Below are 22249 nucleotides of genomic sequence, written 5' to 3'. Positions count from 1 at the left end.
ATCTCCTGGTAAAGAACGTTTATTGTCCCATAGCCATTACACTATGACAATTATGCCATCGACATCCCTTTCTGGCAGGTAAGTACAGGCGACATCAGACTCCAACGTCCACGCACCAAATTCCTCGATTTATCCCCATCAAACCCGACGTTTCACCAGCTCACAACACTCGAGGTCCATATGGAATGTGGTCTTAGACCGGCATCCTCCCGCAGGTTTGAGGCGCCTCAACGATTAACTCTCTAACCGCCTGTCCGTCCGTTTCAGCCATTAATCCCACAGTTTCTCCGCGTAGAAGCCGCCGTCTGCAGCACTTTGCTAGCAGCGTGGCTTTGCACGACAGACGGGCTACCCATGCTAGAGTTGCTATGTCCATAGGGTTTTTGGACACGGAGTCCGGTGTCTTTTTGGACACGGAATCCATGGTGTTCTTGGGCACTTCTAGCGGCTTACGGTTGCAGCCTGCGTTTCGGCCGGGGCTTGGATAATTTCGGGTTCATCCGCGGTGGTTGGCGATGTTTCATTCCTTCGACGAGGTTAATGTTGATCTGACCACCTGGCGGCCTGTGGCTCAACGTGATCGGAAGGGGCACGCTGAAGAGGAATTCACCATCATGGGCCGTGTAGAACTCCGCAACATTATCGACTGCGACTGTCGAGTAGAGCCGACGGTTTTTAAACCTCAGACCAATGTAGAGCCCGAAACCGCATACGCGTACAACGCCGTCTTTGCTCACGCAGAGCTGGTCTGGGATGCCCCAATGGTTTGTTGATTGTGGCGTCGGCGCCGTTAGTGTGGAGGTGTCGGTGGGAGGTATGCCTTGCTGAGCTGCCATGTCATCGGTGTTGGCCTCGTGTGAAGTTGCCGCTTCCACGGGGCCGTTTGGCATTTTGGATATAGCTTGAGGATTGTGTGCTTGGTTATAGGCAACTACGCGGGCCCAGATTTGATCAGGATCGAGTGGATGCGTAGGCGACGGTGCCTTGGGGAAGGTATCGAAAGCCTGGCGTGGTGTGATATGCATCTTGCCGACCAGCAGTGATTGGTGCCGTCGTTGTTCGTTGTATACCTGGCGATATTCGGCCAGATAGGTGTTGACCTCAGCAAGGCTTGCTGGGTGGCGTGCATCGAGGAACTGGGTCAACGTACGGTGAGATCGCTCGTCTTTTCCCTGGGTTGTCGGTGCGAAACCAGCAATAGCAAGTACGCCTTGGCTGGCGAGCCAAGTTTCAGTAGCAGAGAGAAAACCCCGGTGGTAGGTGGCGAACGCATCGCCATTGTCAGAAAGGATTTCTTGGGGTTTGCCGTAGGCGGCGAACGCTGCGGCCAGCGTAGCGCGCGCATCAGTACCGTTTTCCGGTAGAGCGAATGCTGTGGTTCCGACATCAAATCTGCTGGCATCATCGATGATCTGGTAAATCGTGACATGCGTGTGGGCATGGTCGAAGAGGCGATAGACCAGTCCATCGATTTGCCAGAGTTCACCGACGAAATCACGGGCGAAGCGCTTATAGGAACTCCGCGGCCGTTTGCGGGCATTGGCATCAACAAATCCCAGCTCATACAGCCACGAGGCGATTGTGGACCGCGATGGGGTGCGATCTGCACCGACAGAGTCGAACAAGAAGTAGTAGATCGACCAAGGGCCATAATCCAAGCCTTGTTCCATCAACTGTTGCCTGGCGTGAATGACTGCGATTTTGTCGGCCTCGTCAAATTTCTTCATCGGATTCTTCGGGGCAGTCGAATCCGGCACGATACCTGCTCGGCCTTTCTGCGCTATCCGGTTTTTGATGTTGTGGTACGTCTGTCGCGAGATCCCCAATTCTTTGCAAAACTGTGTGACCGTCTTGCCGTCACGAACGGGATCGAAATCTGCGACCTTTCTACGTTTATGCAATGGAATAGCCATCCGGCTATTCCACCGCCGTAACCGTCCAAAAAGCCACTAGACATCCCGTCCAAAAACATCCTGGACTCCGTGTCCAAAAAGTCCCTAGACATCACATACCCATGCTAGAGTGTCCGACTAGCGTTGCACCTTCATCGAAAGCCGAGTCTCAGGCTTAAGGGTCTAAAGGGGCATTACTCCCATCTGCAATTCTGTTCACAAAATCCCGACTCCGCTCGTGATGACTATCCCACCCCAAATACCTATCCCCAAGAAGTCGGCTCCGAGGACCTATCAGGGGCTGAAGAGACATCATGCGTGTAGCCCCCAGCAAAAGCAGCAACGGAAAAGCGGGAAAGTCCCAACCCTTCCGTTGCTGCCTCCCAGATAGGCCTACTCCCTAGTCCCCGATCTGATCACGCCCACGCTTCACGATCAACGGGTCCGGCGTCCCCACCACATCATGGTCCTTGTTGGTGTATTCGAACTTGCTCAGGATGTAGCGCATCGCGTTGAGGCGGGCGCGCTTCTTGTCGTTCGACTTGATGGTGATCCACGGCGATTCGTCAGTGTCCGTGTAGCGGAACTGCTCTTCCTTGGCGTTGGTGTAGTCGTCCCACTTGTCCAGGGATGCGAGGTCCATCGGCGACAGTTTCCATTGGCGCACCGGGTCTACTTGGCGGATGGCGAAGCGGGTGCGCTGCTCTTTCTGGGTGACGGAGAACCAGAACTTGGTCAGCGAGATGCCGGAGCCAAGGATCATGTTCTCAAGCATCGGCACTTCACGGAGGAATTCGGCGTGTTGGGATTCGGTGCAGAAGCCCATGACGCGTTCGACGCCGGAGCGGTTGTACCACGAGCGGTCGAAGAACACGATTTCGCCTGCTGCCGGGAAGTGTTGGATGTAGCGCTGGAAGTACCAGGAGGTGGATTCGCGCGGGCTCGGCTTTTCCAGGGCGACGGTGCGCGCACCACGCGGGTTGAGGTGCTCGTTGAAGCGTTTGATGGTGCCGCCTTTACCCGCTGCGTCACGACCCTCAAAAATAATGATGTGGCGCTGACCAGTGTCTTTAGTCCAGTTCTGCCACTTCAGCAGCTCAATCTGGAGGGCACGCTTTTGTTCTTCGTACTCGCTCCGGCTGAGGCGTTCTTCGTAGGGGTAGTTTTCGCGCCAGGTTTCGATTGGTGTCCCGTCCGGCATGAGCAGCGCCGGGTCGTCTTCATCGGTGTCGTCGACGATCCAGCCTTCTACGGCGGCGAGGTCGATCATTGGGAGTTCGTCATCCTTGTGGTCAGCCATGTATCAAGTTTAACCCCATTGCCCCCGGATCGGCGCTGATTGTTGGTTTTTATTTATCGACGCCACCCCCGTTTTCCCACGCATTCCCAAAAGGGAAAACCCCGCCACATTTTGTGGCGGGGTTTGTATCAGGGGGTCTTAGGAAACCAGACCGATCAGCTTCACGATGGCGTCTGCGCCTTCGCCGAGCTGCTTCAGAATGGTCAGAAGTGCGCCTGCTACGTGTGCGTCAGACGAGAGGAACGCCCAGTTCTCGAGTGCCTGCATGAGTTTACTCCTTTGAGTTTAAAATCAGTGGGATGTTGAGAGTTAAGCCGTGATTATTTCGGCAGGGCAGTTGCTTTGTCGCCCAGCTTGCCGAAGTTGATAAACAGGTCCGGAATGAGGCGGAACAACTTGACGATATTGCTGGAGAAGGTGCTGAAGTCCTTCAACGCGTCGGTGATGACTGCGAGATCCATACTTACCCCTTACAGGTCTTGACATTGTGGGCGGGTGCCCGTGTGTCTACATTTCTTAAGGTTGCACACCGTGATGGTGTGTCTTAGCCGTTAATTTTGCACGTATTTTTAACTCACGTCAAGGCTTCGTGAATGATTCACCTCACATTAGGGGCACCCGGCGCGTGTACCTTACATACATGACGTGACAGCAAACGTTCAGGCGAGTTTCCCCAGCGCATCACCACAAAATATAAAATACTACTTAAGCTGCTGAAATGCGTTCATACAGGTGACCGCAAACTATTCTTCCACCGTTTCTTTGAACTTCCTGTGTAAAAGCGACATTCGAACCATTGTTGCACGGCCCCCTATTTCTGATAGTTCGCTGAGCACGGATCGTTACGGCTTTCGCTTCCACCCCACCGCCACGACGATCTCTCACCCCAGCTAAAAAGCGTTCGGCATTAGCGAACGTTCGGCAATACCGAACACCCCAAGCCATGTTGACTGGCATGCACGCTTTAGCCCAGATTTTTCGCCCGGCCGCAGATGTTAATCACTGTCGTCGATACAACCGTTCCTCGTGTTGGTTCGGTCTCGACAAACCTTTTCAATCGTGTAAAATCCGATACATAGTTTCCCCGTTCTCCTCGGAGGCGGGTTTTCTTTTTGCCTAGTTTCGCATGTGGAACTCTATCACGCTGTTATTAGTGGGTCACGTCTATGGCTCATGGCGGCAAAAGAGGATATGTTGGAGTGACGACGGGCCGGTTACCGGAGCGTTGTCGCCTGGAGGCGCCTAGGCTCCAGAGCTTTTTAAGACCTCAGAGAATCCGTTTTTAGAGCTAATGCCTAAGGATGACGTCTTTTCGTGAGATTGATGTCTCCTCACGCCTCAGTCCGAAGGCCAGCCAAAGCCCTGTCACGCAAACGTACCCCCGTTGCAACTACATAGATTTCTAAATAGTTTTTTGGGCACGGTTACTGAAGCGTCGCAGCACGGCAACACTGGAACCGTTTCGCCTGCCGAGGAACACACGCAGGTTGCCTGGTCGTATCACGGAAAACTCGTCTCCGAAGTCGTTGACGCTTGCGAGGTAGAACGATTTTCCGCGACCGAGAAACGCTTCAGGACGCAACGCTGGCGCTGGTTCGCGTCGCCAGAGACAAGGCAACCGCACGGGCCTCGACGAAGTCATCGAGCATTTAGGGTTTTCCCGGTCCGAGCTAGAGGCCGAACTTCACAGCAACAAAGCATAGCTATACAGCGCAAGTCACCCCGCGCATAAGCCCGCCTCATTGACGACGCCATCTACGACCTAGAAACCTCCAGCGCGGAGATACACAAATTGGGGTCACCTGTTAAACAAAGTGGTTGAGATCCTAAGGCCTTCATCCGCGAGTCCGCGATCGACAAACACCGCGAAGAAATGACCACACCCGAAGTCTGCGACTGGGTAGCACACTTTACCGGCCGGCACCCAGCAGCAACATCGTTAAGGAACTGGATTACTGACAGACGCAACGGCTACATCCGAGCTGCCCGGAGGGTGTTATCGGCAAAAACAGCGCGACGTTTCGTGGGGTACCCGCCATCCCCGCGGTGGCTACTTCCTCACTACGTTGTTGTTCGAAAATGCTACGCGCGCTTCTTCAGAAAATACGATTTCCAAAACCTATTTTTCGAACGATCCTCAGGGTAGCGACGTGCCATGAATTCATCTGTGCGGTGACGTGAAGTTTCGGCAGCTTCCAAAAGGGCAGCAACAATTTCAGGGTCGACTGACGAAATGTGCGCTTTGTCTTTACGTCGCTGCGGATAGCGTGTCGTCATTTGAGTTTCTCCTTCCCCTCATCTTCGTCATCGTAGTGCAAAATGAGCACCGGCAGGAGCATCGCAAAAATACAAATGAATCCAACGGAATATGGGATTATCCCAAGTGAACGAAGAGTTGTGTTTGTTCCACTCCTATTTCGTTCCGGTTCGGCAAAAGCGAGACCCCCACCTGGCGTAAGGTTTCCTGGACTACTCGACTCCTTGCGCAGTTGAGCCTCAAGAGCATTGGCGTAATCTTCAGCTGCCTGTGCGATTTCCTTTTCTTCTTCGGCGATTTTGCGCGAAGTCAAAACGCTCCTAATGAGACTCGGTGACTGCAATCGCATGAGGGCGTTGTTGGTAAGAGAGTTGTCAATTGCCCATTGCAGCTGTTTGTAGTACTCGGTGCGATCATCTGACTCTTTTTTCTGCTCAATAGTCTTGAACCCAGATATCAACGCTATAGCTGCAACTATTGGGGTCAAGCTAGGAAAAACATATTTGCATACCCTTGACAAATAAAACGGCCATGATAGGTCTGAACACCAAATATAGTATCCAGCAATTACACCGATTAATAGGAGAAATCCACAAACTAGAAGCTTGACCTTAAGCCGCTGAGAAGGCAACCGCTCTTCAGTACTTTTGGACAAAAATTTCCTATGTTGATTGAGATCGCCCATGTGCCACCCCCAGTATTAGCACTAGCACTATTGCTTATTACTCCAAATAAGCAACACGTCAGGCGTAGTCGACGTGTGTTCCCCTTTGTACATTTTCCGTTTTGCGAGCACCCAGACACCACTACTTGCAGCTGGCCGAGGCAAAGCATTCGGTTCGTCCAAGACGTGGGAGTCGGCTCCCAAAACAGCGTAGTTGGTATCTGCAGTTTTTGGCTCTAGTTGTGCACAACCCGCCCGAGTGAGGGGAACACCACGTTACTAAATGCGTAGTCCTAACAGCTGGTCGGCGAAAACCTGCCTCAGCCCCCATCACGCCATGTACCGCTCAATCCCCTTCACCGACAGCAGAAGATGCAGCGGCTGCCCCGGCATCTCCTGAAAACCAGCGTGCTGCATGTAGAACTGCTTCGCCCGCTCGTCCAGCGCGTGCACAACTACCGCCGCGGCACCGACTTCAACGGCAACGGTAAAACAGCGCTCCAGCGCATCGCGCAGCAGCGCCTTGCCAACGCCTTTCCCCTGAGCATTCTGGTCAACCGCAAGCCGTGCAAGGATGATCACCGGAATAGGATCCGGCCGCCCCTTCGCAAAACGCTCCGGCGCCACCTTAGCGACGATACCCCCGGTACACACCGCATAGTAGCCAACGACCCGCTCATTCCACGTTGATACATACACCGCACAGTTGTTGGCACGCTGGTTTTGCATCGCGTAGCGGTGAAACCACGTATCAAGCGACGCCTCCCCGCACCGAAACTCAGCCCGATTATCCGACTTCTCCAACCGACGTGGCGGGTGAAGAATCCCATCAGCTTCCAAAGCTGAACTCCTTGCCAAAAGGAGTTTCCTCCGCAAAAAGCGTACCTAGCCGTGAAAAGTCGGCAGGCTGAGCAAGCAACTCCTCCACACGAGAAAAATCGTCCATCCCCAACACGAAGAGCCGCTGATCAGCAAGCACTCTGGCAGCGCGCTCAACAGCGCTCTCAAGCACAAACTGCGATACCGAGGAATTCGTCACCTCAGCCGCACGCCGCAGGCACTCCTCCTGCACTGACGATGTACGCAGATTCAGCCGTCTATCTTTCACAGCCATTTCAACCTCCCAAAACCCTTGTACTCACAATGTACACACACAAGAGGTCGAGGGCAAGGCTCGTAATTTGAGAGTCACCATCGCCACGGGTGCAGGTCTTCCTTATCGGGTTAAGCGACAAAATGTGTGCTTTTTTGGATATGGATTCCAGGTCCTGCCTGGGCCTACGGCGGGACAGTGCTCGTTGAATCGGGATTCCCTGCCGTAGACCGGAAGGTCCACCACTTCAGGCGTTGGATGTGCTATGACAGCAGACTGTTAAACCAGCTGCATGCCAACTCAACACAGAAAGAGAAAACACAACAGGCCCCTATGCACGGCATGCGAGCACACCGCCACAAAAATGGGCACCACATCCAGCGGAAAACAGCGATGGCGCTGCACAGACTGCGGGCACACCTTCACCAACCCCAACACAGCCAAGACCAGCGCATATCGGTTTGCCATCTTCATTGACTGGATCACCAACCAGCATCCGCTCGACGCTGTCGCTGCTGCGCACAACGTCTCCAGACGCACACTCATCCGCTGGTTCACCTACTTTTGGTTCATCATCGTCCCGTGCAAACCGGACCCGTACCGCGTCTACGACCAGCTCTTTATTGACGGCACCTACTTCCACAAAAAATGCCTGCTTGTCGCTGCAACCAGCGAGCACGTCGTCGCCTGGCACTGGTGCACACGAGAAACCGCCTACGACTACGCCAAACTCTTCGACATGATCGCCGAACCCCTCGTCGTGACCACAGACGGCTCCGGTGGCGCTCACAAAGCCATCAAACAATGCTGGCCAAACGCCTCCATTCAACGCTGCCTCGTCCACGTACGCCGCGACACCATCAAAGACACCACACGCCAACCCACAATCACCGCACACAAAGCACTCCTTCGCCTCGGCAACCAGCTGACCCACATCACCACCCGTGACCAGGCAATCACCTGGGTACTTCGCCTCAACCGCTTCCAGGACCTCTACGGTGACTGGCTCAAACAACGCACCTACCGCAACCAAGTCGCCCCAGAAGAGATCCCAAAACGTATCCGCGACAACCAGCAATGGTGGTACACCCATCCCAGAGCCCGCAGAGCCTACCGCCGATTCGAGCGTCTCTACCAACAAGGCCACCTCTTCGTCTGGCTCAACCCACCACACCGCACCACGACCACGCTGAAGACCACCACAAACAGCCTGGAAGGCGGCATAAACGCACAACTAAAACACCTCGCCCGAGCCCACCGCGGCACATTTGACGAACACCAGCGAATCATCATGGACTGGTGGCTCTACCTACACACCCAACACCACGATGACCCGCTGGCGCTAGCAATCGAGCAAGACTTCGGCCACGCAGGCTACGCACACGCCCGCCAGGCACACATGCGTGAACGCGACCAAGCCAACTCACCCGACGGCCGACCGAAAGTCTACGACACCGGCATCGACACCGACTTCAACCCCTCCTGGGCCATCCGACACGGCTGGGCAGGACGCTCATAACCCCAGCACAACACCCCACAACCCACCCATCCCAGCCCCTGAAAAAGCACACATTTTGTCACTTAAGTCGACACGCCGAGAAAAGCACACATTTTGTCGCTTAACCCTCCTTATCGACGACGGCCCCACCAACCCAAAGAACACAATCTCCTCTGAGCGCGGCCTCCCATAAGCCTCAAAAGGGGCATGTTCAATCTCCCCCGATGCCCCCCTAAAAACAAGCACCCCGAGAGACCTTGACGCAACTAAAAGCAATCCTTTTAGAGCCGGTAGCCTCGAGGCTAACGTTTTCTACGGTACCAGATAGAAGGCTTCGCCCGTCGCTTTGCCCTTGTCCGCTCACCGAGCTGCCACAAGCCCAAAGTCGAATCCGATTCACGCGTGACCAAATCTGCTTTCTAGTCAGACGGTTCACTTTCAAACCGGGAGCGAAGACATTACACCGTAGCGCCACTTGTCGGCAATTGGTCGATTGCACTCCAAAGTCCCGAAGGGGCTTGGCCCCGATCACTGTTGATCAGCGCCAAGCCCCGTCAGCTTGTTCGTAACGTCACGCGCTCAGGACGCACTCTCCACTAAGCGACGACCCGTCGTCGTCCCACCAACGCACCAGCGGCGATGAGCGCACCGCCGAGGAGGATCGGCAGTTGCAGGCCGTTTCCGCCAGTCTTGGGCAGGTTGCCCTGGCGGACGTTGGCAACGGTCAGTACCGCATCCTGGGAGGTAAGCTGCCAGGAGCTCGGTGCCACCGCCTTATCGACCTGCGTCGCGACAATTTTGGCATCTTCATCTAGCGCGATCGTCACATTCCCGTTGTCCACCGACAACGAAAACACAATCGGCTTCACAAGAAGATTGTAAACACCCAGACTGTCTTGAGGCGACCGAGTCTCTACGAGCTGATAGTGACCCGGCTCCAATTCTTCTGACTTGAAGATTCGATTCTCCTTATCGTAAATCATTGGGATTCCATTACCGATGACTTGGCCATTTTCGTCCAGTTTTTGAAGTATAAACTCAGCACCGTCTAGACGGTTTTCTGGCTTCAATAGCTCGTGCGAAACTGCATCGGAAGAAATCTTTGCAATCACAAGCCGAGCTTTTTTCTCTACTTCTGGCGGAGGCACACAGGCCTTCGCCTCCTTGGGCCCAACTTGTACAGAGTTGAAAAGCGATTTGCCGGGTGCACATTCATCTCCAGTCTCGTTTCCTGTATAGGCATCGAGAGAGATTGTCATTTCAACATTAAATTGATGGATGCCATTACTTGTAGCACCAAATCTATTGAGCCCCTTCGGCTGTATCGTTCCACCGCCAGATAGCACAAACGGACCTTGGCCAGTTTGAAATGTCGTGGCATACGATTTCCCGAATTCATCGACCAAGGACCAAGAAGTCTTTTTCACAACAATCCCCGTCGGCATCGTTGGAGTGTCGACTACCTTACTATAGGCAGCCTCGCGATTTCCTGGGTTTGTTACATTTACCTGGTATTTTACTATATAGGTCCCGTCTTCCTGCTTCTTCGCAGACTGTCCAATCGCTTCTTTGGTGACGTCTGGAACAATTGGTTCTGGTGTCGTCGTAGGAGCCTTTGCCGATGCACCGTCAGTATTGTATGAGGACGGTGCAGTTTGAGCGCCGACTACTTCGACTTTTAGGAGATTTGGAGCCTTCGCCGTCGGGTTCCCGACCTTAATTTTGATTACTTCCGTTGTGTTCGAGTCCACGGAAGACCGGCCACCCTTTCCGAAAGCAATCGATCCGTCTTCTTCAACCCATGCTTGTCCCCAAACAGGCGCTTGGTCTGTAATGTTGAGAAACTGACCGACGGTCTGCCCATCAGGCATCTTCATATCGGTAATATCCACGCGCAGGGGGGCACCACCGCTCGTGCTAATACGTTCCAAGAAAACGCGCTGTTTGTTCCTTCCATCGCTTTGCGCCCACCCACTTTGCAGGCCCCACAGATACCCTTTCGCACCTGGGATGGCAACAAAGTCCTCTGAAACCGTACGGAATGTTTGTCCCGGATTCCAGATTGTTTTGGCTTGCAGAGTCACGTTTTTTGCAGGCTTTAGCGTTGCAGTAATCGTGTCTAAATTCACGCTGTAAAGACGGCCACTACCCCATACAGACGCACCTGCGACCCAGTATGTGCCGTCATCATCGAAGGTACCTGCGTTGATGCCGCTACCGAGGTCGTTGGATGTTGTATTGTCCGGATGATTCTCGGGAAGAAATCCATCAAGTCCTTGAAGCTTGCCCAAATCAAAAACTTCACCCGTATAAGGATTTATCTGCAGTAAGTGGCCTGCGGGGAAACAAGGGTCATCCCTGTGGCCCGTCTTCACCGAAATCCTGGGCTGACTAACAGCATAGAGGTAGTTATCGTTCTCGTTGTAGGCAAGTGCGTTATATACCCACCCGCTGGCGGGTCCGATCTTTTCTGACTGCAATGCACCTTGTCCGTCTTCTACCTGAAGATACAGCTGCGAAGAAGTTCTATTGCTAGAGGCTTGTGGGCTCGCGACGATAAATCGTCGGAAGCCATATTTTTGCTCCGCAATGGAAAGTAAGCGAGGTGGCTGTCGATGAACAGATTTTACATCGCGAAGCTCACATTTATCGCCGTGCGTAAGTGGCAACACGTCAGCGTCGGCTGAAGGAAGAATCGGAAGATCTTTCTCTACCGGAGCCGCGAGGGAGCCTTGCAAAGTGATGTCCTCGGGTCTGGTTGGAGCCGATCTGTAGGAAGTCCGAAGCGTCACAGTCGAGTCTGCCGAAACCGGTACCGAGTCGATTCGGCGGCCGTCCTTCGTCGGGAACCATGTAATAACCACACGATCCGGGTAGGTCTCAACTTTATTTTCGAGCCTTACACCGTCCGTTTGCTCAATTGGAATAGAGAAAAACACATCTTCTAATCGGACTGAAGGGCTCAGAGTTACTGTTGCACTTGAGAAATTAGAACGCGCTTGAACATCGAATGTTGTCTCGTACGGATTGTCGCCAATAGTCGTGTGCGAGGATACTGGAATACCATCACCTGCGACATTCACCTTGTGGTCCTGAGGCTTATTGTCCATGTCCTGGCCCCACATCTGGACCCGGTAAATACCGTTTGGAGGTGCCACGGGATTCAGGATTACCGAGTCGCCACCCTTGATATAGAGGTCAGTAATACTCGGAATGAGCTGAAACTCCGTGTCATAAGACTTTCCCTTGGCGTTCTTATTCCAAAAAATCGCGTTAGCGAAATCAATGGTTCGGTCAACGACAATCGCCCCCTGACGAACGACGCGGATCCTAACTGGACCGGAGATATCCTTCGTATTGTTATCGTTTCGGTTTTTCTTGATGGCGAACCTGGTTACTCGCCAGTTACCAGTCTCGTTGATCTTAAATTCAATTTGGGGGTTGTCCCCCAAGAAATCTGGCTTAGCATCGGTAAGAGAAAACTCTTGATCCTGCTGCCCTGGGACACCCGGAATATCTCCCGGGGCAGCAGCGCGGTCTTGTGAATCCGCAACCTCCTCCGCGGGGCGCCCCTTGCCATAACCAGACTCGGCAAGCTGTGCCTCGGACGGCACTTCGGCGCTCTCGGCGATCGCGTACTCACCGGCGTCGGTCGTGCGGGCCTCAATCTCAACGACCTGCGGCGGAATCGTGTGCAGGGCGTTCAGGTTGAACGCCACAAAACCGCCATCCTTAGCGTTCACGTAGCCGTAGTCGTAAGGCTCGAGCTTGCGGCCATCAGCAGTGACGGACAGGACTTCCTTGATCTCGCCCTTGCCCTCACGCTTGAGCGCGAAGATGTTTTCCTTCGACGCCTTGCCGCCGAACTCCCATGCCTCGCCATCGGGGTCGTTGACCACGATGCGGTCAACGACGCCCTTGCGCTCGACGGTCACGGGGTTCGCGGTGGCCGGGGCCTCTGCTGGTTTCGAAGCAGATGCAGAGGCCGGATTAGAGGCCGACGCTGCGGCAGGCGCCGAAGGCGTGGCGGAGGAAGACGGTGTGTCGTCGTCCATCCACGAGTAGGTGGGCAGGCCGGCGTCGTCGGTAGTGATGTCGGAGACCGTCGTGGTCTCCTCCGCCTGAACGGCCGGGTACGCGCCCAGGCCGGCGGCCAACGCCACCGAGGCTACTACGGCTGCAAGTCCACGGGCACGGTGCCGAGCAGGAGATCCTGCAGGTTTGATAAAGTTTCGCATTTTTCTTTCCCTACTTCCGCTTTACCGTGTCTCGTTCTTGCTTCGCCGCGCCAGGAACAATCCCAGCACAATTAACAGTCCGCCAAGTCCCGCGGCCCACAGCACGTTCGCGCCGGTGGACGCCAGCGACCCGCGCTCTTTCTCGGGGACGGCGCGGGGGTGGGTCACCGTCGTGACCACCCCGTTCGGTTTCGTTGTCACGATTGTCGACGGCACCGTGGTCGTCACCGTTGTCGGTGTGCCATTCGGAGGGGTCGTGGTGTACGTCGTCCGGATGGTGGTGCTCACTCGAGGAGGTGTCGACGTCGTCGTCTTCGTCGTGGTCACCGTGTTACCGGGCTTTGTTGGCGTCGTTGATGGTGGCTCGGAAGGCTCCCACGGTGGTGGGGTGCCGTAGCTCTTGTCCCACTTCATCACCAGGACGTTTTCGTACTCGTAGCGGATGCCGCGTTCGTCAGGAAGTGGGAGGATGAGCAGCTTCGGGCTGCTCAGGTGGTACTCGTACTTCGTGTCCGGCGCGGACTCCTCCACCAGGTACAGGCCCGGGGTGAGGTTGTCGAACATGACCTCGCCGCGCTGGTTCGTCGCCTTCGTTTCGATGACGTCGAGGCCGCGCGAGCGGGCGTCGTCAAGCGTGGTTTTCTTTGCCACGTTGCGGCCTTGCTCCGAGGTGATGTCGATGCCCCGCACCTTCGACAAGGTGAACTTGGCGCCGGCGATGGCGGGAGGCTTCTGACCGGCCGGGACCTGGTCGTACGGGTTGGTGCCCTGCTTCTTCAGCAGCAACTGGATCGGCTTATTCTTGTCGATGCTCGCCGGATTCAGGTTGGCGTCATTACCGCTGATTGGGCGCACGTCAGCCACCGCGGGCGAAAACGCACCCGCGGCAAGCATCGTGGCTGCACCACACGCTGCCAATAGTTGGGACAAGCGCATTAGGACAGAACCTCCTCGTTCACAGCGCCGGAACGGTCGCTCTTCTTCTTTTCGCGGTACACCCACCAGATCAGCGCCAGCAGGATGAGCAGGGACACCCCACCGAGTGCCCACATCCACCACTGCAGGGTGGAGGTGGAGTCGTCGAGGACGCTGGCCTCATCTGGGTCCATGGGTACTCGCTCCGCGTGGACGAGCAACCGGTGCGTATTGATGCCGTACGGCGTACAGGTGATCAGCGTCAGCAGGTCGCGCTCGGGGTCGGCGCGCAGGCTGTCGGTCTCATCCGGCAGGACAACTTCGATGTCGTACACCTTGTACTTCATGCGCTCGCCAAACGTGGATACATAGATGGCGTCGCCGACTTTGATGTCGGAAAGGTTGTCGAACAGGGTGGCAGTAGGAATCCCAGTGTGTCCCGTAATCACGGAGTGCGTGCCCACACCACCGACCGGAAGTGCCGTGCCAAACATGTGGCCAAGACCCTTTTGCAGCGTATCCTCCGCAGTACCGTGGTAGACCGGCAAGCGGGTATTCGTACTTGGGATCACAATCTGGGACATCGCAGGAAACCCTGCGAGTTGCCGCAAGTACTCCTGATACGACGCATTATCTTTTGAAACTCGAGCCAACCATGGATCAAGGATTGGACCGTCTTTGTGGTCCTGGTTGTACGCTCTGGCGGCTTCAATCTCAGTATTCAATTGCGGCTCTGGCTGGTCATGCAGCAGAGCTTCGTAATCCTTTGCCACCTGTTCCTGCATTCGGTTGTTCCACTGCGTAGCAACTACCGGATACATCAAAACAGCCAGCCCAAGAAGGATGATGATAGCTGGAACACCGACGCGCTGAAACAGCGATTTCGCTCCAGGCTGCCGCCTGTGCTTCGCCTTCGTTGGTGCAGTCACAGAAATCAACGTCTTTCTTGTTGGGAAATATTTTGGAAAACTGGGCGGAGTTTTACGCCCTCCGCCGACGGCGTGATGTGGCGCTAAGAAAGCGCGACATCAGGGCCATGGAACCTAGGCGGCCTGGGAGTTACGGCGAGCGACGTATGCGCCGCCACCGATGATTCCAAGACCAGCCAGGATCAGGATGGCAATACCCATACCACCGGTGTTTGGCAGGAACGGCGTAGTGTCCTCCAAGTTGACGACCTCACCATCGTTGTCGCCCACCTTGATGTTCTGGAGGGTGCCAGCGTTCTTCCAAAGCAGGGTGAACTCGATTGGCTGGGACAAAAGCTCGAAGCCCTTCGGGGACTTCGTCTCAACGAGGCAGTACTTGGTCCACTGGTTCTTGGTGTTCGGATCGTTGTTTGCACCGTCGTTGACGTGCAGACCATCAATCTTCACCATGCCGTCCTGGCCAGAAACGAACGTGCTCTTACCTTCAGTGGTCTGAAGCGCCTTATCGTTAGTGACCGCTGCCTTGCAGTCCTGGCCATCCGTGGCACCGTAGACCTGGAACTCAGCACCCTCCAGCGGCTTACGCTCCTTGCTCACCTTCTTAAATTGGATGCCAGCGTAACGAGTCTCGACATCGTTCGTCGGCTTTTTCTTTTCCTCTTGAACATTGTTCGGGTTGTTCTCGATCTGCACAGCGGTGTTCTTCAGGATGCCATTAGCAGGCATCTCGTTGACCTTCGCAGTGATCTTGACGGAGATCTGCTGGCCGTTCTTAATCTTTGCTACGCCAGCTTCAGTGAAGGTAACAACAACTTTCTGACCTTCAACCTTGATCTTGTAGTCGGATGGCTCGAAGTCGTTGCCGAGAACTTGGACGTCCTTCTCCGTGGTTGAAGCCTTCGGATCGAGAGTATCTTCAATCCGGTAGATGGTGCGCTTTTGACGATCAGTATCGATCGTCTGCGCCCAGGTATCGATCGTGTACTCAACCTGCTGGCTTACATTCTTGCCAGAGTCAACGACAGACTTTTTCGGTTCCTTCTGCTTGTAGTTCTTCGGGTAAGCAACGACGTCGTACATCCACTCCGTGCCACCAGCCTGAGCGTTGGCCTTCGTCATCGGCACGAACACGAGGAAGTCAGCTGCCGGGGAGTAACCCGCTACAGGAGAAGTTTCCTTAACGAGATAGACGCCAACCTTGAGGTCTGACCAGACAATCTTGCCGTCTTTATCTGTCTTCACCTCTGCGAACGGGGTTCCAAGCTTCGCGCTACCCGCGGTCAGCTTTGATGCGGCCACCAAACCTGCATTTGTCGTCAGGTCAGCATTAGTGACAGGGTACAGGGTGAACCCAGCATCCTTAAGGTTTTCTCCCTTGACCGTGGTGTCTTCCTCGCCCGTAGGTGTACCAAGGCTTTCTGGGTCAGCCTTCTTGTAGAGGGTGATGGAACCCTTCTTGGCGACATCGATCGTCGACTTCGCGACAGCTGGGCCGTTCTCCTGCGCCATCGCGTCCTGCGCAGCGATGCCAGCAGAGCCGGCGAAGGTCAGGCCTGCTGCGATTGCGATCGCGGCGGTTTTCTTGAGGGCAATTGTCATTTGGTTTCCTTCCAAAAGAGGTCTCTTGGGGCCCTCAGCGCACTTCAAGAAGTTAGGTTTCTTGCGCACGCGCCAGTGGCCCAACTTTGGGAACGCATTGAATTTAAGCACCCCCCCCCCCCGCTTTGTCCAAGTCATTTAGTACGAAATCTCAAGGTTTCTCAGCCGACATATTGACCCATTTATGCAGCGCAAACCGGTTTTATTCGTTGACCATTACATATGTAGCCGGCTGTCAGTTAACGCTAGACATTCTGACCGTCAGGATTCTCCAAAACTCTTAGAGATTCCTCATACTTTCTGACCACTTATGGGGGAGTTTTCAGCGCTGCCGACGCAAGGCCCTTTGCCGCCACAATCATTCCGGTCGACCTCCTCCGGTCGACCAACGCTGATCAGCGCGAAATCAGCAAAATCGCGTGAAACAGCCCAAATTGCCGTGACCTGGGTTGGTCGACGGGAAGAGGTCGACGGGAACGAAATCGAGGTGGAAACAGCGCGAAACCTATGCCGAGCCACACGCAATTCTGTTCACAAAATCTCGAACAAACCGAAGAGCCATACCCCAACCCGAAGCCCGACCAACCACAACGCCACAACACGCAAAAATCCCGGGCCACCCCACCGCGAAAGCGGGGCGCCCGGGAGAAAGCCAGTCAGAAACTAGCGGTTTACATCATGCCTGCCATGGCGTCTGGGTCCATGCCTGCACCGGCAGCACCGGCTGGCTCAGGCTTGTCGGCAACGACGGCCTCGGTGGTCAGGAACAGGGCCGCGATGGAGGCCGCGTTCTGCAGTGCAGAGCGCGTTACCTTTGCCGGGTCGTTGATGCCGGCTTCCATCATGTCCACGTACTCGCCGTTGGAGGCGTTCAGGCCCTGGCCGTCAGGCAGGTTGGCAACCTTGTCGGCGACGACGCCCGGCTCCAGGCCAGCGTTCAGAGCGATCTGCTTCAGTGGTGCGGACAGCGCCTCGCGGACGATCTTCACACCGGTTGCTTCGTCGCCTTCGAACCCGAGGTCGTCGACAAGCTCGCGGGCGGCCTGCAGGAGTGCGACGCCACCGCCGGCGACGATGCCTTCCTCGACGGCTGCCTTCGCGTTGCGGACGGCGTCCTCGATGCGCAGCTTCTGCTCCTTGAGCTCAACCTCGGTGGCTGCGCCAACCTTGATCACTGCGACGCCACCGGCCAGCTTGGCCAGGCGCTCTTGCAGCTTCTCGCGGTCGTAGTCGGAGTCGGAGTGCTCGATTTCGGCGCGGATCTGCTTGACGCGGCCGTCGATCTGCGCCTGGTCGCCGGCGCCCTGGACGATGGTGGTCTCATCCTTGGTCACGACGACCTTGCGTGCCTGGCCGAGCAGTTCAGGGGTGGCGGTCTCCAGGGAGAGGCCGACCTCTTCGGAGATGACCTGGCCGCCGGTGAGGATGGCGAGGTCCTGCAGCATGGCCTTGCGGCGGTCGCCGAAGCCTGGTGCCTTGACGGCGACGGACTTGAAGGTGCCGCGGATCTTGTTCACGACGAGGGTGGAGAGGGCTTCGCCCTCGACGTCCTCGGCGATGATCAGCAGTGGCTTGCCGGACTGCATGACCTGCTCCAGCAGCGGAACGAGGTCCTTGACGTTGGAGATCTTGGAGGAGACCAGCAGGATGTATGGGTCTTCCAGGACGGCTTCGCCGCGCTCCATGTCGGTGGCGAAGTATGCGGAGATGAAGCCCTTGTCGAAGCGCATGCCTTCGGTGACTTCGAGGTCAACGCCGAAGGTGTTGGACTCCTCAACGGTAATGACGGATTCCTTGTTCACCGCACCGTTGCCGACGGCGTACATCGCCTCAGCGATCTTCTTGCCGATCTCCGGGTCGGAGGCCGAAATGCCTGCCGTGGAGGCGATCTGCTCCTGGGTCTCTACTTCCTTCGCGTTGTCCAGCAGGTACTTGGAGACCTTCTCGGTCGCTGCCTGGATGCCGCGCTTAATGCCCATCGGGTTGGAGCCAGCTGCGACGTTGCGCAGGCCCTCGCGGACCAGCGCCTGTGCCAGGACTGTTGCGGTCGTGGTGCCGTCGCCGGCGACGTCGTCAGTCTTCTTGGCTACTTCCTTGACCAGCTCGGCGCCGATCTTCTCGTATGGGTCCTCGAGGTCAATCTCGCGGGCGATGGTGACGCCGTCGTTGGTAATGGTTGGTGCGCCCCAGGACTTCTCCAGGACGACGTTGCGTCCCTTAGGCCCAAGGGTGACCTTGACGGCGTCGGCTAGTGTGTTCAGGCCGTTTTCTAGGCTGCGGCGTGCTTCCTCGTCGAATGCGATCATCTTAGCCATGTAAGTTTTCTCCTTGTATTCGTCGTAAAATGCAGGCGCCCGCGACGGCACGGTCAGCGCGCGGCCAACCTCACCCGCGTTAGCACTCAATTGCCTCGAGTGCTAAGACACAGTTTTAGCACCCTCGCCCGCCGAGTGCAAGGAACCATCTTCGGCCACCTTGCTGACCTTGGAGCGCGTCTTCGAGTACACGAACCACACCAACACAACGAACAGGGCCGTACTGAACCACGGCGTCCAGGACTGCTCCGTGAACACCTCCAGCGGGCTCTCCCCCGCCGCGCCCGCAATGAGCGCCGCGTTGAGCACGCCGAACAGGGACTCGCCAACGATCATGCCCGTGGCCACCAGCGTGCCCATCCGGCGAGCGAAGTCCGGGTGGCGCTGCACCTGCGCCCAACGGTTATAGATGTATCCGACCAGCCCGCCGATCGGCACGATCACCGTGACCGACACCGGCAGGTACATGCCCATGCCCACAGCCAGCGGCGGCAAGCTGTACTTGCCCGTGGTGCGGGTGAGGGTCTCGTCGATAATGATGAGCACAACGCCGATGCCCGCACCCAGCAGAATCAAGCCCCAATCCAGCGAGCTGTTGAAAATGCCGTTCGCCACCGATGACATCAGCGCCGCCTGCGGTGCCGCGAGCGCGTCCGGGCCTGCGCCCTCCATGCCCTGGAAGCCGAAGCCGGTGAGCATCACCTGCAGGATCGGCGGGATGACCACCGAGCCGAACAGCACACCAATAATCAGCGCCACCTGCTGCTTCCACGGCGTCGCCCCCACGAGCTGGCCCGTCTTGAGGTCCTGCAGGTTATCGTTCGAAATCGTGGCGATGCCAAACACAATCGCTGCCGTAAACAGCGTGTACGCCACCAGCGAGCTCGCATTCGCGTCCGTGCCCGCCATGAACGCGCCAATCAGCAGTGCGCACGAGAGGACCGCGATGATGCCGATCGAGGAAATCGGGGAGTTCGACGCCCCAATCAACCCCGCCATATACCCGCACACCGACGCCACAATCAGGCCAATGACCAGGATAAACAGCACCGAAATCATGGTCAGGGACAGCGCGTGCTCGTGAATGTCGGTGCCACGCACGAAGTTCCACAGCAGCAAGCCAATCGGCAGCATCGACGCCACAATCACACCCGCCACGATCGGGAACGGGATGTCACGCTCCGTCACATCGACGGCCACGCCCTCGTGCCTCTTTTTCGACGCCGCCAACGACGACGCAATACCCGTCGCAATCGGCTTCGCGATCTTGATCAGCGTCCACAGCGCCGCCACCGCCATCGTGCCCACACCGATAAAGCGGATCTCGTCCGCGAACGTCGTGGAGACAACCTCGGCAAGCTCCAAGCCTTCGTCCATATGGGCCGCCGACTTCATCGGCAGCAGGATCGCAAAGGAAATCACGACGCCAACCAGCATCGCAATCCCCACCGACAAGCCCACCAAGTGGCCCACGCCCAGCAGCGCCAAGGACAGCGAACCACCCATCATCGTGCCGCCCCCACCAACACGGAAGAACCCGGCGACCTCGCTGGCCGCCGCCTTCATGGCCGTCAATAAGGAATAGAACGCCGACGCAATCGCACCAAGAATAATCACACGCAACCCCTCAGAGTTCTCCGCGTGATCACGCTCCGAGCCACCATTGTCCCCGTCGCCAACGCGCAGCACCTCCGCCGCCGCGACACCCTCCGGGTACGGCAAATCCGAACCAGTCACCAGCGCGCGACGCAACGGAATCGAATACATCACGCCCAACGTGCCACCCAGGGCACACACTAGGGCTGTCGTCCAGAAGGGGAAACCCTGCCAGTAACCGACCATCACCAGGCCGGGCAGGACGAAAATGATCGCCGACAGCGTACCCGCGGCCGAGGCAATCGTCTGCACAATGTTGTTCTCGCGCACATTGTGCCCGGCGAACTTCCGCAGCACCGCCATAGAAATCACCGCCGCCGGAATGGACGTGGCAAAAGTCAACCCGACTTTCAACCCCAAATACACATTCGCAGCAGTAAACACCAAGGTGATCAAGCCACCAATGATGATCCCGCGCAGCGTCAACTCACGCATCGTCGAGGCCATTGCAAGACCTTTCAATATATAGGCATAAAAACGAACGGAAAGGATTGTACTCCTCCGGTTGGTGGTACTTTCGACCACATGACACAAACAGCTTTTACCCCAAACCGCGACCGAATTTTCGACGACCTCTCCGCCCTCGTAGGCTTCAACTCCCCACACTCCACGCCTGAGCTTGCCGACCAGCACGAAGCCGCCTGCGCCTGGACAGTTTCCGCACTCGAGGCCCTCGGACTGGACGTGACCCGCCACGCGACCGTCGATAATGCTGACACCATCATCGCCACCAAAGCCCCAGTCGGCGACGCCCCCACCGTCCTCCTCTACTCCCACTACGACGTCGTACCCGCCAACAACCCCGACGCCTGGACCAGCGACCCCTTCACCCTCACCGAGCGCGACGGCCGCTGGTACGGCCGCGGCGCCGCCGACTGCAAAGGCAACCTCGCCATGCACCTCGAAGCACTGCGTCTCATCCAGGCCAACGGCGGCACCGACCTCGGCATCAAGGTCGTCGTTGAGGGCTCCGAGGAGCTCGGCGGCGACGACGGCCTCGGCAAACTTATCGACGCCCACCCCGACCTCTTCCGCGCCGACGCCATCATGATCGCCGACTCGGGCAACGCCGCCGTCGGCGTCCCAACGCTCACCACCTCCCTGCGCGGCGGCGCCCAGATCAACGTGACCGTCGAGACGCTGCAGGGCGCCATCCACTCCGGCTCCTTCGGCGGCGCAGCCCCCGATGCCGCCCAGGCCCTGGTCCGCATCACCGACTCCCTCTTCGACGACACCGGCCGCACCACCATCGACGGCGTCGACTGCACCGCCACCTGGAACGGCCAGCCCTACCCCGCCGACACCTTCGCCACCGACGCCGGCGTCCTCGACGGCGTGACCCTCAACGGCACCCCCGACGACAACCCCGCCGACATGGTCTGGGCCCGCCCCGCCATCACCATGATCGGGTTCACCTCCACCCCCGTCGCCAACGCCGTCAACGCCGTCAACCACCGCGCCGAAGCCCAATACAACCTCCGCGTCCCCGCCGGTACCGACGCCGCCGCCATCGCCAACGCCGTCAAGGAACACATCCACGCCCACACCCCCAACGGCGCCCACGTCACCGTGGAAATCTCCGGCGTCAACGAACCATTCGCCACCGACCCCAACCACCCCGCCATCGCCCTGTTCGGCGACTGCCTCCAAACCGCCTACGACGGCGCCGACCTCGCCCTCATCGGCTCCGGCGGCTCCATCCCACTCACCATCACGCTGCAGAACCACTTCCCCGACGCCGCCATCGCCCTCTACGGCGTCGAGGAACCGCAGTGCGGCATCCACGGCGTCGACGAATCCGTCGACCCCACCGAAATCGAACGCATCGCCGTCGCCGAAGCGCTCTTCCTGCAGCAGTACGGGAAGTAGCCAGTTTCGGCCAGGTTTCGGCTG

General features: G+C 57.0%; 16 protein-coding genes. 2 read left to right on the top strand and 14 right to left on the bottom strand.

Features of this window, described 5'->3' with window-relative positions; all coding sequences use genetic code 11:
* Window positions 1-449 precede the first annotated feature (449 nt).
* From BJP05_RS01555 to BJP05_RS01530, 8 genes are all read right to left on the bottom strand, one after another.
* Window positions 450-1913 carry an integrase core domain-containing protein gene (locus tag BJP05_RS01555; RefSeq protein ID WP_070361651.1) on the bottom strand — a complete coding sequence of 488 codons (1464 nt, stop codon included), beginning with the start codon at window positions 1911-1913 and terminating at the stop codon, window positions 450-452.
* 379 nt (window positions 1914-2292) lie between these two features.
* Window positions 2293-3192 carry a polyphosphate kinase 2 gene (gene ppk2, locus BJP05_RS01550; RefSeq protein WP_070361875.1) on the bottom strand — a complete coding sequence of 300 codons (900 nt, stop codon included), beginning with the start codon at window positions 3190-3192 and terminating at the stop codon, window positions 2293-2295.
* Window positions 3193-3330: 138 nt separating this feature from the next.
* Window positions 3331-3459: a hypothetical protein gene (locus BJP05_RS11515; protein WP_255366114.1), complete on the bottom strand. Its 129-nt coding sequence runs from the start codon at window positions 3457-3459 to the stop codon at window positions 3331-3333.
* A gap of 53 nt (window positions 3460-3512) precedes the next feature.
* Window positions 3513-3653, bottom strand: a complete 141-nt coding sequence (locus BJP05_RS11240; RefSeq protein WP_168156160.1) for a hypothetical protein — start codon at window positions 3651-3653, stop codon at window positions 3513-3515.
* Between the two features lie 1621 nt (window positions 3654-5274).
* Window positions 5275-5469, bottom strand: a complete 195-nt coding sequence (locus BJP05_RS01545; protein WP_070361874.1) for a hypothetical protein — start codon at window positions 5467-5469, stop codon at window positions 5275-5277.
* A complete protein-coding gene (locus BJP05_RS01540) occupies window positions 5466-6134 on the bottom strand; it encodes a hypothetical protein (RefSeq protein WP_143000799.1) in 669 nt (222 codons plus the stop codon). The genes BJP05_RS01545 and BJP05_RS01540 overlap by 4 nt, the downstream gene beginning before the upstream one ends.
* Window positions 6135-6443: 309 nt before the next feature.
* The gene (locus BJP05_RS01535) at window positions 6444-6953 is read right to left on the bottom strand and encodes a GNAT family N-acetyltransferase (protein ID WP_070361872.1); all 510 of its coding nucleotides are present in this window, start codon (window positions 6951-6953) and stop codon (window positions 6444-6446) included.
* A complete protein-coding gene (locus tag BJP05_RS01530) occupies window positions 6943-7227 on the bottom strand; it encodes a DUF1778 domain-containing protein (protein ID WP_070361871.1) in 285 nt (94 codons plus the stop codon). The genes BJP05_RS01535 and BJP05_RS01530 overlap by 11 nt, the downstream gene beginning before the upstream one ends.
* 271 nt (window positions 7228-7498) lie before the next feature.
* Here BJP05_RS01530 and BJP05_RS01525 point away from each other — a divergent pair, with 271 nt between their 5' ends.
* Window positions 7499-8725 (top strand): IS1249 family transposase, encoded by a 1227-nt coding sequence (locus tag BJP05_RS01525; RefSeq protein ID WP_084028535.1) that lies wholly within the window; start codon window positions 7499-7501, stop codon window positions 8723-8725.
* Window positions 8726-9300: 575 nt separating this feature from the next.
* On the opposite strand, the gene BJP05_RS01520 is transcribed toward BJP05_RS01525, so the two are convergent.
* The 6 genes from BJP05_RS01520 to BJP05_RS01495 form a co-directional block, all read right to left on the bottom strand.
* On the bottom strand, window positions 9301-12942 hold the full coding sequence (locus BJP05_RS01520) for an LPXTG cell wall anchor domain-containing protein (protein WP_070361869.1): 3642 nt from the start codon (window positions 12940-12942) through the stop codon (window positions 9301-9303).
* A 21-nt stretch (window positions 12943-12963) separates the two neighbouring features.
* Window positions 12964-13878, bottom strand: coding sequence for a SpaA isopeptide-forming pilin-related protein (locus BJP05_RS01515; RefSeq protein ID WP_070361868.1), 915 nt, complete (start codon window positions 13876-13878; stop codon window positions 12964-12966).
* Complete coding sequence (locus BJP05_RS01510; protein WP_070361867.1) at window positions 13878-14786, bottom strand: class C sortase; 909 nt, start codon at window positions 14784-14786, stop codon at window positions 13878-13880. Before BJP05_RS01510 ends, BJP05_RS01515 begins: the two co-directional genes overlap by 1 nt.
* Before the next feature lie 114 nt (window positions 14787-14900).
* A complete protein-coding gene (locus BJP05_RS01505; RefSeq protein ID WP_070361866.1) occupies window positions 14901-16385 on the bottom strand; it encodes a SpaH/EbpB family LPXTG-anchored major pilin in 1485 nt (494 codons plus the stop codon).
* A gap of 671 nt (window positions 16386-17056) precedes the next feature.
* Window positions 17057-18700, bottom strand: a complete 1644-nt coding sequence (gene groL / locus BJP05_RS01500) for a chaperonin GroEL (RefSeq protein WP_070363432.1) — start codon at window positions 18698-18700, stop codon at window positions 17057-17059.
* 102 nt (window positions 18701-18802) lie between these two features.
* Window positions 18803-20803 (bottom strand): OPT family oligopeptide transporter, encoded by a 2001-nt coding sequence (locus tag BJP05_RS01495; RefSeq protein WP_070361865.1) that lies wholly within the window; start codon window positions 20801-20803, stop codon window positions 18803-18805.
* 78 nt (window positions 20804-20881) lie between these two features.
* Between BJP05_RS01495 and BJP05_RS01490 the strand changes: the two genes are divergently transcribed.
* A complete protein-coding gene (locus BJP05_RS01490) occupies window positions 20882-22225 on the top strand; it encodes a dipeptidase (protein ID WP_070361864.1) in 1344 nt (447 codons plus the stop codon).
* Window positions 22226-22249: the final 24 nt, after the last annotated feature.

The organism is Corynebacterium sp. NML98-0116 (genome assembly GCF_001767255.1).
Lineage (GTDB): Bacteria > Actinomycetota > Actinomycetes > Mycobacteriales > Mycobacteriaceae > Corynebacterium > Corynebacterium pseudogenitalium.
The sequence above is the reverse complement of the archived record's forward strand: the minus strand, read 5'-3'. Positions and strand labels throughout refer to the sequence as shown.